General features: G+C 63.9%; 18 protein-coding genes. 7 read left to right on the top strand and 11 right to left on the bottom strand.

Features of this window, described 5'->3' with window-relative positions; all coding sequences use genetic code 11:
- Nucleotides 1-11 precede the first annotated feature (11 nt).
- Nucleotides 12-392 carry a DUF2237 domain-containing protein gene (locus tag KBT70_RS15610; RefSeq protein WP_296635965.1) on the top strand — a complete coding sequence of 127 codons (381 nt, stop codon included), beginning with the start codon at nucleotides 12-14 and terminating at the stop codon, nucleotides 390-392.
- 4 nt (nucleotides 393-396) lie between these two features.
- Nucleotides 397-792 (top strand): carboxymuconolactone decarboxylase family protein, encoded by a 396-nt coding sequence (locus KBT70_RS15605; RefSeq protein WP_296635961.1) that lies wholly within the window; start codon nucleotides 397-399, stop codon nucleotides 790-792.
- Between the two features lie 15 nt (nucleotides 793-807).
- On the opposite strand, the gene trpB is transcribed toward KBT70_RS15605, so the two are convergent.
- From trpB to ihfB, 5 genes are all read right to left on the bottom strand, one after another.
- Nucleotides 808-2,031, bottom strand: coding sequence for a tryptophan synthase subunit beta (trpB, locus tag KBT70_RS15600; RefSeq protein WP_296635956.1), 1,224 nt, complete (start codon nucleotides 2,029-2,031; stop codon nucleotides 808-810).
- An 81-nt stretch (nucleotides 2,032-2,112) separates the two neighbouring features.
- On the bottom strand, nucleotides 2,113-2,730 hold the full coding sequence (locus tag KBT70_RS15595) for a class I SAM-dependent methyltransferase (protein ID WP_296635950.1): 618 nt from the start codon (nucleotides 2,728-2,730) through the stop codon (nucleotides 2,113-2,115).
- A gap of 35 nt (nucleotides 2,731-2,765) precedes the next feature.
- Nucleotides 2,766-3,410 carry a phosphoribosylanthranilate isomerase gene (locus KBT70_RS15590; RefSeq protein WP_296635947.1) on the bottom strand — a complete coding sequence of 215 codons (645 nt, stop codon included), beginning with the start codon at nucleotides 3,408-3,410 and terminating at the stop codon, nucleotides 2,766-2,768.
- Between the two features lie 9 nt (nucleotides 3,411-3,419).
- Nucleotides 3,420-3,770 (bottom strand): lipopolysaccharide assembly protein LapA domain-containing protein, encoded by a 351-nt coding sequence (locus KBT70_RS15585; RefSeq protein ID WP_037269371.1) that lies wholly within the window; start codon nucleotides 3,768-3,770, stop codon nucleotides 3,420-3,422.
- A 3-nt stretch (nucleotides 3,771-3,773) separates the two neighbouring features.
- On the bottom strand, nucleotides 3,774-4,055 hold the full coding sequence (gene ihfB, locus KBT70_RS15580; RefSeq protein WP_296635939.1) for an integration host factor subunit beta: 282 nt from the start codon (nucleotides 4,053-4,055) through the stop codon (nucleotides 3,774-3,776).
- Nucleotides 4,056-4,374: 319 nt separating this feature from the next.
- On the opposite strand from ihfB, the gene KBT70_RS15575 reads away from it, so the two are divergent.
- Genes KBT70_RS15575 through KBT70_RS15565 form a run of 3 tightly spaced genes read left to right on the top strand, consistent with a single transcriptional unit; the run spans nucleotide 4,375 to nucleotide 7,215 of the window.
- Nucleotides 4,375-5,316: a nucleoside hydrolase gene (locus tag KBT70_RS15575; protein WP_296635936.1), complete on the top strand. Its 942-nt coding sequence runs from the start codon at nucleotides 4,375-4,377 to the stop codon at nucleotides 5,314-5,316.
- On the top strand, nucleotides 5,313-5,762 hold the full coding sequence (locus KBT70_RS15570; RefSeq protein ID WP_296635933.1) for a GNAT family N-acetyltransferase: 450 nt from the start codon (nucleotides 5,313-5,315) through the stop codon (nucleotides 5,760-5,762). Before KBT70_RS15575 ends, KBT70_RS15570 begins: the two co-directional genes overlap by 4 nt.
- A 31-nt stretch (nucleotides 5,763-5,793) precedes the next feature.
- Entirely contained in the window at nucleotides 5,794-7,215 is a 1,422-nt protein-coding gene (locus tag KBT70_RS15565) for a protein adenylyltransferase SelO (RefSeq protein ID WP_296635930.1), read from the top strand.
- A 37-nt stretch (nucleotides 7,216-7,252) separates the two neighbouring features.
- Here the strand turns inward: KBT70_RS15565 and KBT70_RS15560 are convergent, their stop codons facing one another.
- The 5 genes from KBT70_RS15560 to KBT70_RS15540 all read right to left on the bottom strand — a co-directional run bounded on the left by KBT70_RS15560 (nucleotide 7,253) and on the right by KBT70_RS15540 (nucleotide 11,903).
- The gene (locus tag KBT70_RS15560; protein ID WP_296635927.1) at nucleotides 7,253-8,560 is read right to left on the bottom strand and encodes a DEAD/DEAH box helicase; all 1,308 of its coding nucleotides are present in this window, start codon (nucleotides 8,558-8,560) and stop codon (nucleotides 7,253-7,255) included.
- A 536-nt stretch (nucleotides 8,561-9,096) separates the two neighbouring features.
- A complete protein-coding gene (locus tag KBT70_RS15555) occupies nucleotides 9,097-10,062 on the bottom strand; it encodes a DUF3179 domain-containing protein (RefSeq protein ID WP_296635924.1) in 966 nt (321 codons plus the stop codon).
- 89 nt (nucleotides 10,063-10,151) lie between these two features.
- Nucleotides 10,152-10,853 (bottom strand): DUF4336 domain-containing protein, encoded by a 702-nt coding sequence (locus KBT70_RS15550; protein WP_296635922.1) that lies wholly within the window; start codon nucleotides 10,851-10,853, stop codon nucleotides 10,152-10,154.
- A 2-nt stretch (nucleotides 10,854-10,855) separates the two neighbouring features.
- Complete coding sequence (locus KBT70_RS15545; protein WP_296635919.1) at nucleotides 10,856-11,404, bottom strand: peptidylprolyl isomerase; 549 nt, start codon at nucleotides 11,402-11,404, stop codon at nucleotides 10,856-10,858.
- On the bottom strand, nucleotides 11,397-11,903 hold the full coding sequence (locus KBT70_RS15540) for a peptidylprolyl isomerase (protein ID WP_296635916.1): 507 nt from the start codon (nucleotides 11,901-11,903) through the stop codon (nucleotides 11,397-11,399). The genes KBT70_RS15545 and KBT70_RS15540 overlap by 8 nt, the downstream gene beginning before the upstream one ends.
- A 127-nt stretch (nucleotides 11,904-12,030) precedes the next feature.
- On the opposite strand from KBT70_RS15540, the gene KBT70_RS15535 reads away from it, so the two are divergent.
- On the top strand, nucleotides 12,031-13,215 hold the full coding sequence (locus KBT70_RS15535; RefSeq protein WP_296635912.1) for a phosphoglycerate kinase: 1,185 nt from the start codon (nucleotides 12,031-12,033) through the stop codon (nucleotides 13,213-13,215).
- Nucleotides 13,216-13,306: 91 nt separating this feature from the next.
- Nucleotides 13,307-14,200 carry a fructose bisphosphate aldolase gene (locus tag KBT70_RS15530; protein WP_296635906.1) on the top strand — a complete coding sequence of 298 codons (894 nt, stop codon included), beginning with the start codon at nucleotides 13,307-13,309 and terminating at the stop codon, nucleotides 14,198-14,200.
- 95 nt (nucleotides 14,201-14,295) lie between these two features.
- Here KBT70_RS15530 and KBT70_RS15525 read toward each other — a convergent pair.
- Nucleotides 14,296-15,970 (bottom strand): TRCF domain-containing protein (locus tag KBT70_RS15525; RefSeq protein WP_296635902.1); only part of this gene is annotated, 1,675 nt, incomplete at its 5' end.

The raw sequence follows: 15,970 nt of genomic DNA, 5'->3' as shown, positions 1-15,970 counted from the left end.
GGACCAGACCGATGACGATCATGGATGAGGCCCGCAATGTTCTGGGCGAGGCGCTGGAACCCTGCTCGAGCAAGCCGCTCACCGGCTTTTTCCGCGACGGCCATTGCAACACCTGCGACGCGGATCACGGCAGCCATACGGTCTGCGCGCTGATGACCGCCGAGTTTCTGGCTTTTTCCAAATATGTCGGCAATGACCTCAGCACACCGCACCCGGAATTCCAGTTTCCCGGCCTGAAACCGGGCGATCAATGGTGCCTCTGCGCCGCGCGCTTTCTTCAGGCCCATGACGAGGGGTGCGCGCCGATGGTGCGGCTCGACGCGACCCATGTGCGCGCCCTCGAAATCGTCCCGCTCGAAGTGCTGCAAGAGCACGCCGCCCCGGAGAGCTAAGCGCATGGCCACCGTAACCCTGATCACCGATGCCGAGGCCAGCCCAGAGGTGCGCGCCGTATTCGACGACATCCGCGCCACGCGCGGCGGCGATTTCATCAACAATTTCTGGCGCGCGCTGGCCCATGACCCGGCGCTCCTCGATGCCACATGGCAGCGGCTCAAATCCGTGATGGGCCCCGGCACCCTTGATCCGCTGACCAAGGAATTGATCTATATCGCCGTGTCGGTCACCAATGGCTGCGAATATTGCGCCCATTCCCACACCGCCGCCGCGCGCGCCAAGGGCATGACGCCCGCGCAGCACGGCGAATTCCTCGCGGTGATTGGTATGGCCTCTCAGACCAACGCGCTGGCCACAGCCCTGCAGGTGCCGGTGGACGACGCCTTCAAGGTCTGAACCCCGCGCGACGCGTCAGATCTTCATGTCAAAGCCCAGATGCTTGGCGACGGTAAAGATGTCCTTGTCGCCGCGCCCGCACATGTTCATCACCAGCAGGTGATCCTTGGGCAGTGTCGGCGCGATCTTCATCACATGGGCCAAGGCATGGCTCGGCTCCAGCGCCGGAATGATGCCTTCAAGCGCGCAACTCAGTTGAAACGCCTCCAGCGCCTCGACATCGGTGATCGAGACATATTTGGCGCGCCCCGTCTCATGCAGCCAGCTATGCTCGGGGCCGATGCCGGGATAATCAAGGCCCGCCGAAATCGAATGACCCTCCAGGATTTGCCCATCGGCATCCTGCAACAGATACGTGCGATTGCCATGCAGCACGCCGGGCCTCCCACCGGTCAGCGATGCGCAATGCTCCATCCGGTCGTCAACGCCATGTCCCCCGGCCTCGACCCCGATGATATTCACGGTCGGATCGTCAAGGAACGGGTAAAACAGCCCCATCGCATTCGACCCGCCGCCAATCGCGGCCACCAGCGTATCGGGCAGACGCCCTTCGGCGGCCTGCATCTGCTCTTTGGTTTCCTTGCCGATGATCGACTGGAAATCGCGCACCATCGCCGGATAGGGATGCGGCCCTGCCACGGTGCCGATGCAATAGAAGGTGTCGCGCACATTCGTGACCCAGTCGCGCAGCGCATCATTCATCGCATCCTTGAGCGTGCCACGCCCACTTGTCACCGGCACCACCTCGGCCCCCAAGAGCCGCATGCGGAACACGTTCGGCGCCTGCCGCTCGACATCATGCGCGCCCATATAGACCACGCATTTCAAGCCAAACTTGGCACAGACGGTTGCGGTGGCAACCCCATGCTGCCCCGCGCCCGTTTCCGCGATGATCCGCTTCTTGCCCATACGCCGCGCAAGGATGATCTGGCCCAGCACATTGTTGATCTTGTGCGCGCCGGTATGGTTCAACTCATCCCGCTTGAGATAGATCTTGGCCCCGCCCAGATGCTGCGTCAGCCGGTCGGCATAATAGAGCGGCGAGGGGCGGCCCACGTAATGCGTCCACAGATCGTGCATCTCGTCCCAGAACGATGGATCGGTCTTGGCATGCTCATACTGCTCTTCCAGTTCCAGAATGAGCGGCATCAGGGTTTCCGACACGAACCGCCCGCCGAAATCGCCGAACCGGCCTTTTTCGTCAGGACCGGTCATAAAGCTGTTGAAGAGATCGTTCATTGTCTCGGGCCTTTGTCATTCAGGAAAGTCTGAGGTTGAATATGGGACGCGCGGGGGATTTTCCAGCGAAAAGCGGGGCGTTCAGAGGCGACGGATCACATAGAGCCGCGACCATAGGTCCGGCTCGGCCAGAAGAAAGGGCAAGAACGGCTCGGACCGCTGCGCGATACGGATTTGGCCACTGTCCACCAGCGATTCCAGCACCGATTGAAACCCCTGCGCCTTCCACGTCGCCTCAAGCAGGTTAAAGACCCCGAAACCGCCGGGGCGCGTCACGCGGGCCAGATGAATAAGGCTCTCGGGCGGGGCATGACCGGGGCCAAAGGCACCCACGCAAACGAACCCGGCAAAGCTGTCATCGGCAAAGGGCAGACCGCTGCCCATCTCCGCCTCGACCAGATCGGCGTAATGCCCGGTTGCCTGCGCCGCCGCCAGCATACCGGGCGAGAGATCACAGCCCGTAATCGGCCCATAGCCCAGAACTCTCAGGCTCTCGCCCACCAGCCCCGTGCCACAGGCGGCATCCAGCACCGGACCTTCGTTGGTTCCCATGAACCGCGCAAACATCGCGGCCCCGAGGGCTGGCAACCGAAACCCCCGCGCGAGATTGTCGGCATCATAACTCAGCGCCCAATCGTTATAGATCGCGCGGGATTGCTCGGGCGTCTTGGCCCCGTATACATCGCTTAGATCATCCATAATGCGCGCCTCCCTCTTGTGGGGGTCAGCATGCCCTAGCCTTGCGCGTTGTCAATAAAGGCCCGGATCAGGTCCGCATCCTTGACCCCCGGCGCGGCCTCCACCCCAGAGGACACATCGAGTTGCCGCGCGCCCGTGCGCGCCACCGCTAGGGCCACGTTGTCAGGGTTCAGCCCCCCCGCCAAGAGCCACGGCAAGGGCCAGTCGCGCCCCGCGATCAAGCCCCAGTCAAAGGCCAGCGCATTGCCCCCCGGCCGCGTCGCCCCTTTTGGCGGCTTGGCGTCGATCAAGAGTTGATCGGCGGCCCCCCCATAGACGTCGATCTGCGCCAGATCCGCCGCCTCGGCAATCCCGATGGCCTTGATCACCGGCAATCCATAGCGCGCCTTGACCTGCAGGACCCGCGCCGGGCTCTCGTGCCCATGCAGTTGCAGGAAATCGAGCGGCACCTGATCGGTCAACGCATCGAGTGTCGCGTCATCGGCATCCACCGTCAGCGCCACCTTGGCCACCCCCGGCGGCACGCCCAAGGCAAGCGCGCGCGCCTGCGCAAGGGTTACATTGCGCGGCGATTTTCCAAAGAACACGAACCCGACATAGGCCGCACCTGCCTCAACCGCCGCCGACACGTCTGCGGCGGCGGTCAGGCCGCAAATCTTGACGCGAATATCTTTGGTCATGCGCGCAGGTTAGCTCGCCTGATCAAGAAGCGCCAGAACCTCATCCTTGCCCTGATGCCGCTCGCCCTTCAGACGCTTGATCTCGGCCCGCAAACTGGCCAGTTCCCGCGCCTGCCGCGCCGCTGCTGCCCGCTCGCCCGCCTCGCGAATCCACTCCCAGATGAACCCGACAATCAGACCCATCAGAATCCCGCCAAAAATCACGATGAACAGTGGCAGATCATAGGTCGGATTGAGCGCGGCAAACCCCGCCAGTTCATCCGGCAGCACCCGCAGGGTCACGACCCCGCGATTGGCCAGTGCAATCAGCACCAGCGCAAGGGCGAAAATGGCAATCGAGGCGTAGCGGATATAGCGCATGGATTACTTTCCGTTGAGCCGGTCACGCAAGAGCTTGCCGGTCTTGAAGAAGGGCACGTTTTTTTGCTCAACATGCACGCTTTCTCCGGTGCGCGGATTGCGACCTGTGCGCGCATCCCGCTTTTTCACCGAGAACGCGCCAAAGCCGCGCAGTTCGACCCGGTTGCCTTCGGCAAGCGCGTCCGTGATCTCGTTGAAGATGGTATTGACGATACGCTCGACGTCGCGCTGATAAAGATGCGGATTTTCGTCGGCGATTTTCTGGATCAGTTCCGATCGGATCATCGGTGGTCTCTCCCCCGGCCTTATTGTTTGTAACTTTGTGGCAGTTGAAGGGGACTATAGCCAGAATGCCGCGAAACCCAAACAGAAAGCCGGGGCAAGAGGCGGAAATCTATGCGGTTTTTTGCTGACCGCAGGCAATTTTCCCACCCTGCCCTCACCCAGCGGCGGCACATCACGGGCACAGCTTCGATGCTGCGGCGCGGCATCAGGACCGCGCGGGTGTTGATTCGGATCGGCGATCTCCTGCATCCGTGCGACGCCGCAGGTGGACATTTCGCCACAGCCGCCCCATGGTGCGCCCGGCACCGCGAGGACAGGCATGACGGCACGACAGATCATCATCGACACCGATCCCGGTCAGGATGACGCGGTGGCGATCCTCTTTGCCCTCGCCTGCCCCGAGGCGCTTGAGGTGCTGGGCCTGACCTGCGTCGCAGGCAACGTGCCGCTGGCGCTGACCACGCGCAATGCGCGCAAGATTTGCGAACTGGCAGGCCGCCCCGATGTGCCGGTCTTTGCCGGGTGCGACCGGCCTCTTGGCCGCGCTCTGGTCACGGCAGAGCATGTGCATGGCCGCTCCGGTCTCGATGGTCCCGACCTGCCCGAACCGACGATGCCGCTGCAGGACCGGAACGCTGTCGATTTCCTCATCGACACGCTGCGCACGCGGGCGCCGGGCACGGTGACGCTGGTGCCGATTGGCCCGCTCACCAATATCGCCACCGCCTTTCAGCGCGCGCCCGACATCATCGCGCGCGTGCAGGACATCGTGCTCATGGGCGGGGCGCACGCATCGCATGGCAATGTGACCCCTGCGGCAGAATTCAACATCCATGTCGATCCCGAGGCCGCCGCCTGCGTCCTGGCCTCCGGCGCGCCCGTGACCCTGCTGCCCCTCGATGTCACGCATCGCGCGCTCGTGACACCCGCCCGCAACGCGGCCTTTCACGCCATCGGCACGCCCGTGGGGGCGGCAGTCGGCGCGCTCACCGGCTTTTACGAACGCTATCATCCCGAACGGCACGGCGCCGATGGCGCGCCGCTGCACGACCCCTGCACGATTGGCTGGCTCTTGCGCCCTGACCTCTTCACCACCCGCCGCGTCAATGTGGAAATCGAGACCCGCTCCGAATTGACCATGGGCATGACCGTGGTCGATTGGTGGGGGGTCACCAAACGCCCCGCCAATGCCACATTCGTCCATGATATTCGCGCGCAGGATTTCTTTGACCTGCTCACCGAAAGGCTCTCGCGCCTATGACCACCGCCCTCAGCCTCGCCCGGCCCGATGATCTGGACCGGCTTTTGCCGCTGGTCGCCGCCTTTCACGAAGAAGCCGGCATTGCCCAGACCGAGGCCACCCGCCGCGCTGCCCTTCTGCCCATGCTAGAAGGCAGCCCGCATGGCGTGACCTATCTCATTGGACCGGGGCGCGCGCCCATAGGCTATATCGTCATCAGCTTTGGCTGGTCGGTCGAATTCGGCGGGCTTGATGGCTATGTCGATGAATTCTACATCCGCCCCGGCGTGCGTGGGCGCGGCATCGGCTCTGAGGTGATGATCAGCCTGCCCAAAGCCCTCGCGGGCGCCGGACTCAAGGCGCTGCACCTCGAAGTGCGGCGCGACAACGAGAAGGTGCGCGCGCTCTACCGCAAACTGCGGTTCGAGCCCCGCGATGCCTATAGCCTCATGACGCAGGCCCTCTAGACTTCTGCCCGCTTGACCCTAGGTAAACCCCATGACATTCGCGATCCCGTTTCAGAACAGCTATGCAGATTTGCCCGCGCGGTTTTACACCCGGCAGACGGCCCTGCCGGTGCGCGCCCCGCGCCTGATCCGCTTCAATCGGGACCTGGCCGCCGAATTGGGCATTGCAGAGGCCCCCGATGACACGCTGGCCCGGATTTTTTCGGGCAACGAAGTGCCCGAGGGTGCCAGCCCCTTGGCCCAGGTCTACGCCGGTCATCAGTTCGGGGGCTTCTCGCCGCAACTGGGCGACGGGCGCGCGCTCCTGTTGGGCGAGGTGATTGACCGCAACGGCCAGCGCCGCGACATCCAGCTCAAAGGCTCTGGCCCCACCCCCTATAGCCGCATGGGCGACGGGCGCGCGTGGCTTGGCCCGGTCCTGCGCGAATATGTGGTGTCCGAGGCGATGCACGCCCTTGGCCTGCCCACCACCCGCGCCCTCGCCGCCACCCTGACCGGCGAACCGGTCTACCGCGAGGCAGGCGGCCTGCCCGGCGCGGTGCTGACCCGCGTCGCGGCCAGCCATCTGCGCGTCGGCACATTCCAGTTTTTCGCGGCCCGCCGCGATCTCGAGGGGCTGCGCACCCTCTATGACTATACGGTTGCCCGCCATTACCCCCATGTCGAAGGTCCAGCACATCTCTTGGCCGAAGTGATCCGCGCTCAGGCGCGGCTGGTGGCGGGCTGGCTCTCCATCGGCTTTATCCATGGGGTGATGAACACCGACAACACGTCGATTTCCGGCGAAACCATCGACTATGGCCCCTGCGCCTTTCTGGATGTTTACCATCCCCAGACCGTATTCAGCTCGATTGATGCGCGCGGCCGCTATGCCTATGACAATCAGGCGCATGTGATCGTCTGGAACATGGCGCAACTGGCCACCGCACTGGTGCCGCTCATGCCCGATCAGGACGAGGCGATCGAGGATTTCACCGCGCTCGTGCATGCCATGCCCGACCAGATCGAGGTCGAATGGCGCCGCGCCTTTGGCCGCAAGATCGGCATTGCCGAGGCCAGCGCTCAGGATGCCGCCCTCATCGCCGATCTACTCGCGCGTATGGCCGAGGGGCGGGCGGATTTCACCAATACCTTCCGGGGGCTTCTTGATGGCACCGCGCGGGATCAGTTTATCGACCGCGCCGCCTTTGACACATGGGAGCCGCTCTGGCGCGCCCGCATCGCACAGGAATCAGACCCCGAGGCGGTGATGCGCGCCGCCAACCCGGCCTTCATCCCTCGCAATCACCGGATCGAGCAGATGATCGAGGCCGCCGTCGCGGGCGATTACGCACCCTTCGAGCGGTTGCTCACCGTCTTGGCGCAGCCCTACGCGGATCAACCCGAGGCGGATGATCTCAAACGCCCGCCGACCCCGTCCGAAGTGGTGCAAAACACCTTCTGCGGCACATGAAAACGCCGGGGAATGACCCCCGGCGCCTTTGATTTGATCAGGCCGCGTTCGACCGCGCGCCACCGCCGCCACCGGGCTTGCGCCGACGACCGCCGCCCGCGCCGGGCTTGCCCTGCTGGCTGCCCCCGGCATACCCGCCGCTGCCGCCGCCGCTGCGACGACGCGGACCACCGCGCCCTGTCGCGGGCTTGGGCGCTTTCGGATCAGGCAGCACTTCCCACGGACGGCCCGAGGCCACCGGGATCGTCGTGCCCAGAACCTTCTGGATATCCTTCAACTCGCCCATCTCGTCCGGCGCGCAAAAGGCAATCGCCGCCCCGTCCCGGCCTGCCCGCGCGGTCCGACCGATCCGGTGAACGTAATTGTCGGGCACATTCGGCAATTCGTAGTTGTAGACGTGTTTGACGTCGGGAATATCAAGGCCCCGCGCCGCCACATCGGTCGCCACAAGGATCTTGACCTGACCATCGCGGAACGACTTGAGCGCGCGCTCGCGCTGACCCTGGCTCTTGTTGCCATGGATCGCCGCCACGCTGTAACCCGCCTGTTCCAGCCGCTTGGCCAGCTTGTCCGACCCGTGCTTGGTGCGGCCAAAGACCAGCGCCAATTCGTTGCGGTGCCGCCCCAACATCTCGATCAGCAGATCGGGCTTGGCCGCCTTGGCGACAAAATGCACCTCTTGCGTGACCTTGTCAGCGGCTTTGCCCGGCGGGCTGACCTGCACCCGCTTGGGGTTCTTGAGATAGCTACCGGCCAGTTCTTCCATCTGCTTGGGCATGGTGGCGGAAAAGAGCATCGTCTGACGCTCGGCCGCCAAGAGGCCCGCAATCCGGCGCAGCGCATGGATAAAGCCCAGATCGAGCATCTGGTCCGCCTCGTCCAGCACGAGGAAGTGCGCCGCATCCAGACGCACCGCGCGCCGGTCGATCAGGTCAAGCAACCGCCCCGGTGTCGCCACCAGAATGTCGGTGCCCTGCTCCAACCGCTTGATCTGCGGATTGATCGAGGCGCCGCCCACCACAAGGTTGATCTTGATCGGGCTGTCCTTGACCAGCGGCAACAGCGCGTCGCGGATCTGGCTTGCCAGTTCCCGCGTGGGCGCAAGGATCAGGCTGCGGATGGTTTTCGGTGCGGGCTTGCCCGGTGCCTCCATCAACGCGGTAATCAGAGGCAGGCCAAAGGCCATGGTCTTGCCGGTGCCGGTCTGCGCAAGGCCCAGAACGTCAAACCCGTTCAGCGCATGCGGAATCGCATGGGTCTGGATCGGGGTCGGCTCGGTGATGCCTTCGTTGGCCAGCTTGCGCACCAATGCAGCAGGCAGGCCCATTTCGTCAAATAGGTTCAAGTCGTATCCTTTCAGGGGCGCGAGGACATCCCGCAGCCCGTCACAGGCGGTGATACCCACCGCCCGGTCGTCGTGGTTGCACCAACCAGCAGCCAAAGGGCCGCATGCCCCCTGCACTCTGACAGGTGTTTGGCCCCACGCGTGATTTTGGGATCATCCGCGACATTTCATAAGATACGCCCTGTTGGGCAGTGCTGCTCACGCGGCAGGAAACGTCGGTTGAGTGCCATATGGAGGCCCCACGCGCAGAAGTCAAGCGCAGCGTCCCGTTTTGCCCCGCACTCCTCGGGCGTGTTGCCTCTGTCATCCTCGGGCTCGACCCGAGGACCTCATGCCCGCAATGCCCCCCCGCGCGGATAGCACCGAAGGTGCCGCGCGGATCGCTCGGCCGTCCCGCGGCCTAGCGATTGTGAGAGGGAGCGCCTCACTGAGATGTCACAAGGACTTTGCTGGCATAAAGTGGCAGCCACAACTGTTGCTTCGCTAGTCCCCGGCCCAGCGACCGCGCGGCATCTCAGCGGATCACGCAATCCCCTTCACCTTACCATCCACACCCCCTTGGGCCAGAACGCATGAAACGCAAAGGCGAACATCACATCATGCGGCACATCGCGCCCCTGCCCGTCGCGCACCCGCACCGTGCCCACGTCGCGCCCTTTGGCAATGGTCCCGTGATCCAGCGCCGAGGCTTGCCCGGCCTCCCACGAGATGCTCACCCCTGCCTCCGTCACACCCCCTTCGGCGCGCACCCGCGTCAAGGGCCAGGCGCGGTCGCCCACCCGCACCACGCGCTCCAGCGGCGGAATACCATGCGGCGGGTCCTCGCCATTATACAGAAACGGCCGCGCCGATGTATCATAGCCCTGATAGGGGTTGCGCCCATAAGAGCGATTGTACTCCGGTTCCTCCATCACCAACCCGTCCGGATTGCGCGCGCGAAACTGATCCCAGCTTTCCATCCAGCTTGGCATCTGCTTCAGCTTGGTGCCCGTCAGATCGCCCACAATCGCCTCGCCAATCGCCTGCTGCCACCAGCTTTGGGTTTCGCGGTCATACATCACCATATCCGAATGGCGCAGCTTGCCCGACACCCCAAATGTCAGCACCCCCCGCGCCGTGCGCCGGTCGAATGTCATGCCGGAATTGCACAAGGGGCAGAATGTGACCGCCACTGGCACGCCCCCCACCGTGTCATTCACGATCTCATGCCAGGTCAGGTATCGGATCGGATAGGCGCGGGCCTGAGTGCCGGGGATTTCCAGCGTGATCACCGGTTCTGTGCCCGCAATCCGCCGCTCAGACGAGGCCTTGCGATATTTCGGCCCGGTAATGGCAGGTATACCATCCTTGGGCGGCCCGCCCGACAGGATTTCGGACCAGTCAGGCACGGTGGTCTTGTCGAAATTCGTGTCGGGCCATTCCACCCGCCACGACCGGGGATCGGCATGGGCGAGCGAGGCAATCAGCATCAGGGATGTCAGCAGGGCAAGGAAACGGGGCATGGCGGCTCCTGTCATGGCGTGCATCATGCCCCAAGATGCAGGCCGCCGGGGCGTGAAACCAGCCCACCCCACGCGATTGTGACCCGGCGTCAGCCGCGCCGCGCCTCGTTCAGCGCCCGGTCCCACAGACGGTCCCGCATCAGGCGACGCATGGCGCGTTTCACCTCGCCACTGGCATCGCGCATATAACACCGCCCATGCGTCAGGATCAGCCGCTCCGGCCCCCAGTCGAGCATCTGCTCCACCAGATCACCGACCGCCTTGCGCCCCCCCAGACGCCCCGCCAATCCCAAGGGCGGCTTGCCGTCGCTCTCATCAATCCCGGCAAGCCAAATCAACGGGCGCATCCAGACCGCCAAGGGCGCAGTCTCCACCGCGATAATAAGCCGTGAGAGAATGGCGGAGCGGCTGGCCTGATGCAGGAACACCACCTCGGTCTCGGCCCCTTCCAACACCAGCGGCTTGATCTGCTGACACCATGCGGCGGTTTTGACCTCGGCCCCGCGCCAGACCCGCGCCGCCGGATAGGCCGCTTGCCAATCGGTCAGATGCGGCAGGTCCGGCGCGTATGGCAGAACCAGATGCGCCACCCGCCCGCGCTCCTCCAACCAATCGCGCAAATCTTGGGTCAAAAGACCCGGCGCATGCACCCATAATTCGCCAGAAGGCAACTCAATCACAACGGTGCGCAGCGGCATCGCAACGCCGCCGCGCCAAGGCACAGAGCCGCCCTCCACCCCCCAAACCCCTTGGGCCAGAGGCTCCGGGGTGAGTGTGGCAGCAGCCCTCATGCTTATTCGGTCACAGTGACCTTAGCCATCACATCCGGTTGGCCGATCACGGCCCCGTTCGGCCCGTTGCCGCGCTTGATCGCGTCCACGATTTCCATGCCCTCGGTGACTTGGCCGACTACGGTATATTGCCCGTTCAGGAACTCGCCCGCATCGAACATGATAAAGAACTGGCTGTTGCCGCTGTCAGGGTCTTGGCTGCGCGCCATGCCGACCACACCGCGCAAAAACCGCTCGTCCGAGAATTCAGCCTTGAGGTCGGGCCGGGCACTGCCGCCCATACCGGCGCGCGCCATGTCGCCGCCTTCGAGCTTGCCAAACTCCACGTCGCCGGTCTGCGCCATGAAGCCTTCGATCACCCGGTGAAACACAACCCCGTCATAGGCCCCTTCAGCGGCCAGCGCGGTGATCTGTTCCACATGCCCCGGCGCAATATCCTCGTAGAGGTCGATCTTGACGGTGCCATTGGCCTCACCCGCAATCTCGATTTCCAGCCCCGTCGCCAGCGCCGGCCCCGCCAGCAGGCTCAATACAAATGCGGTTTTATACATCTGCGGCCACCTTGACGCTGATCATCCGGTCCGGGTTCACGGGCGGCTCGCCGCGCGTGATGGCATCGACATGCTCCATCCCCGCGATCACGCGGCCATAGACCGTGTATTGCCCATTCAGGAAATGGTTGTCGCTGAAGTTGATGAAGAACTGGCTGTTGGCCGAATTCGGGCTCTGGCTGCGCGCCGCCCCCAGCGTGCCGCGATCATGCGGGATCTTGGAAAACTCGGCCTTGAGATCGGGCAGATCGCTGCCCCCTGTTCCGGCCCTGCGCGGCTGGTAATCCTTTTCCATATTGCCATGCTGCACATCGCCAGTCTGCGCCATGAACCCGTCGATCACACGGTGAAAGACCACGTTGTCATAGTGCCCGGCGCGGGCCAGTTCCTTCATCCGTTCGCAATGGCCCGGCGCGATGGCGGGCAATAGCTCGATGGTGACAGTGCCACCTTTCAGCTCCATCAGAATGGTGTTTTCGGGGTCCTTGATCTCGGCCATGAGGCTCTCCTTGATAAAATATGCCCCGATACCTAGGCGGTTCCCGCGCGATTGCCAAGCACAGAGGTTGACGCTGGCAAAGACCCGCGCCAATAGAGGCGCGACCATATTTCTGGAGGCCTGAGGCATGAGCTGGAAAACCCTTGACGACATGGATCTGACCGGCAAGCGCGTGCTGGTGCGGGTCGATATCAACGTGCCGGTCGAGAACGGCCTCGTGACCGACGCCACCCGGATCGACCGTATCGCGCCCACCGTCCTCGATATTCTCGCCAAGGGCGGGCGGCCCATCCTTCTGGCCCATTTCGGACGTCCCAAGGGCAAGGTCGTGCTGGACATGTCGCTGCGCGTGACCGTGCCCGCGCTCGAGGCCGCCTTGGGCCACAAGGTGCGGCTGATCGAAACGCTGGAGGGGGCCGAAAACCTGACCGACGAGGCGCTGGCCTCTGACGTGCTGCTCCTTGAAAACATCCGCTTTCACCCCGGCGAAGAGGCGAATGATCCCGCCTTTGCCGCGCGCCTTGCCCAGCTTGGCGATGTCTATTGCAACGATGCCTTTTCCGCCGCCCACCGCGCCCATGCCTCGACGACAGGCTTGGCGCACCACCTGCCCTCTTGCGCTGGCCGCCTGATGCAGGCCGAATTGCAGGCGCTCGAGGCGGCGCTTGGCACCCCCAAACGCCCGGTTGTGGCCGTTGTCGGCGGGGCCAAAGTCTCGACCAAGCTCGACCTCTTGGGCAATCTCGTGGCACGCGTGGACAGCCTCATCATCGGCGGCGGCATGGCCAACACCTTCCTTGCCGCCATGGGGCTCGAAGTGGGCAAATCGCTCTGCGAACATGACATGACCGATACCGCCCGCGAGATCATGCTCAAGGCGGGAGCCGCAGGCTGCAAGATCCTGCTTCCCGCCGATGTCGTCGTCGCCCGCGACTTCGCCGCCGGTGCCCCGCATGAGGTGGTGGGTGCCCATGCCTGCCCGCCCGACGCCATGATCCTTGACGCAGGACCGCAGGCCGTGGCGCGCATCATCGCCACGCTCGATGCCGCCAAGACGCTGATCTGGAACGGCCCGCTTGGCGCGTTTGAAATAGCCCCTTTTGACACCGCCACCAACGCCGCCGCCTCTCACGCCGCGAGCCTCAGCCGCGCGGGCAAGCTCATCTCCGTCGCAGGCGGTGGCGATACCGTGGCCGCGCTCAACAAATCCGGTGCCGCCGAGGATTTCACCTATATCTCGACCGCAGGCGGTGCTTTCCTCGAATGGATGGAAGGCAAGGATCTGCCTGGCGTTGCAGCACTCAAGGCCTGAGACCCCGCCTGTTAGCGCCACCACGATTGCAAGGCCCGCGCCCCTCGCCTATGAGGGCGCGAAACCGTGTAGTCCTTCAAGGGTGTCCCAAATGAGCAAGACCGAACAGGCCAACAAACTCCGCGCAGGACAGGGCTTTATCGCCGCCCTCGACCAGTCGGGCGGCTCCACCCCCAAGGCGCTGCGCCTCTACGGGGTCGAGGAAAACGAATATTCCTCCGAGGCCGAAATGTTCGATCTCATCCATGCCATGCGCGCCCGCATCGCGCAGGCCCCGGCCTTTACCGGCGACAAGGTGCTGGGGGCCATCCTCTTCGAGATGACCATGGACCGCGACATCGGCGGCAAACCCTCGCCCGCCTTCCTCTGGCAAGATCGCGGCGTGGTCCCGTTCCTAAAGGTCGACAAGGGGCTGGCCAATGACACCGATGGCGTCAAACTGATGAAGGCCATGCCCGATCTCGATCCGCTCTTGGAACGCGCCGCCAAGGCGGGCGTTTTCGGCACCAAGATGCGCTCGGTCATCGACGCCGCCAACCCATCGGGCATCGAGGCCGTCGTGGCCCAGCAATTCGAGGTCGGCCAGCAGATTCTCGGTCACGGTCTCGTTCCGATCATCGAACCCGAAGTGACCATTTCGATCCACGACAAGGCCGAGGCCGAAACCCTCCTGCGCGCCGCCATCCTCGCCCAGCTTGACCTGCTGCCCGAGGATCAGGAGGTGATGCTCAAACTCACCCTGCCCGAAACCCCGAACCTCTACGAAAGCCTCGTCAATCACCCCCGCGTGCTGCGCGTCGTGGCGCTCTCGGGCGGCTATAGCCGGGATGAAGCCAACGCGCGTCTGGCGCAAAATCGCGGTGTCATCGCCAGCTTTAGCCGCGCCCTGACCGAAGGTCTCTCGGCCCAGCAATCGGACGCCGAATTCAACGCCACCATCGCGAAATCCATCGACGACATCTACCGCGCGTCCATCGCAGGCTGATCGCGGGTCAAACGCCCGCAGCTTCATCTGGCCGCAAATACCTCGGGGGAGTCCCGGACCGTGTCCAGGACGGGGGCAGCGCCCCCTCCCCGCCCTTACCCCTTCGCGCGCTTGGCCTCGGCCACGACCTTCTCCGCCAGATCGCGGGCAATGCCAAAGGCGCCCTTGATCCGGTCGCTCTCGCCCGCCCAATCGCGGCGCACCACAATCTTGTTGTCGCGCACCTTGGCCAGCCCCCGCTCATTGGTGATGAACTCCACCAACCCCTGCGGCGAGGCGAATTTATCGTTGTGAAACTGGATCGTGGCTCCTTTCGGCCCGCCATCGAGCTTGGCAATGCCTGCCCGCTTGCACATCGCCTTGATCCGCACCACCAGCATCAGCATGTTCACTTCTCGCGGCAGCTTGCCGAAGCGGTCGATCAACTCGGCGGCAAAGCCTTCCAACTCCACCTTGGTTTCCAACCCGCTCAGGCGGCGATAAAGCCCCAGACGCACGTCGAGATCGGGCACATAGTCCTCGGGGATCAGCACCGGCACGCCCAGATTGATCTGTGGTGCCCACTGCTCATCGGCCTCCGACAGCCCCTCCATCTGGCCCGATCTGATCTTGGCAATCGCCTCTTCCAGCATGGATTGATAGAGCTCATAGCCCACATCGCGCATCTGCCCAGACTGTTCCTCGCCCAGCAGATTGCCCGCCCCGCGAATATCGAGGTCTTGGCTTGCCAGCGTGAAACCCGCCCCCAATGTGTCGAGACTGCCCAGCACCCGCAGCCGCTTTTCTGCACCCGGCGTCAGCGGCACGCGCGGCTTGGTCGTGAGATACGCATAGGCGCGCGTCTTGGAGCGGCCAACGCGCCCCCGGATCTGATAAAGCTGGCTGAGGCCAAACATATCGGCGCGGTGGATGATCATCGTGTTTGCGGTGGGAATATCCAGCCCCGATTCGACAATCGTCGTCGCCAGCAGCACATCGTATTTGCCATCGTAAAACGCGTTCATCCGGTCGTCGAGTTCCCCCGCCGCCATCTGCCCATGGGCGATGACATAGGTCACTTCCGGCACCTGCGTTTTCAGGAAATCCTCAATCTCGGGCAGATCGCTGATGCGTGGCACCACATAAAACGACTGCCCGCCGCGATAATGCTCGCGCAAGAGCGCCTCGCGCACGGTCACACTGTCAAACTCGCTCACATAGGTGCGGATCGACAGGCGGTCCACGGGGGGCGTGCTGATGATCGACAGGTCCCTCACCCCCGACAGCGACAGTTGCAGCGTGCGCGGAATGGGCGTCGCGGTCAGCGTCAGCACATGCACATCCGAGCGTAACTGCTTCAACCGCTCCTTATGCGCCACGCCAAAGCGCTGTTCCTCGTCGATGATCAGCAACCCCAGATTCTTGAACCGTATCCCCTTGGCCAAGAGCGCATGGGTGCCCACCACCACATCCGCCTCACCGCGCGCCATGGCATCGCGCGTCTTGGCCGCATCCCCGCTTGACACAAAGCGCGACAGCGGTCGCACATTGATGGGAAAGCCGCGAAACCGCGAGGCAAACTCCTGATAATGCTGCCGCGCCAGCAATGTGGTCGGCGCGATCACCGCCACCTGCAACCCGGTCATTGCGGCGGCAAAGGCCGCGCGCATCGCCACCTCGGTCTTGCCAAAGCCGACATCGCCACAGATCAACCGATCCATCGGCGCGCCCGATCCCAAATCGTTCAGCACATCCTCGATGGCGTGCAACTGATCGTCGGTCTCCTGATAG

Source organism: Roseovarius sp., from assembly GCF_018066915.1.
GTDB lineage: Bacteria > Pseudomonadota > Alphaproteobacteria > Rhodobacterales > Rhodobacteraceae > Roseovarius.
The sequence above is the reverse complement of the archived record's forward strand: the minus strand, read 5'-3'. Positions and strand labels throughout refer to the sequence as shown.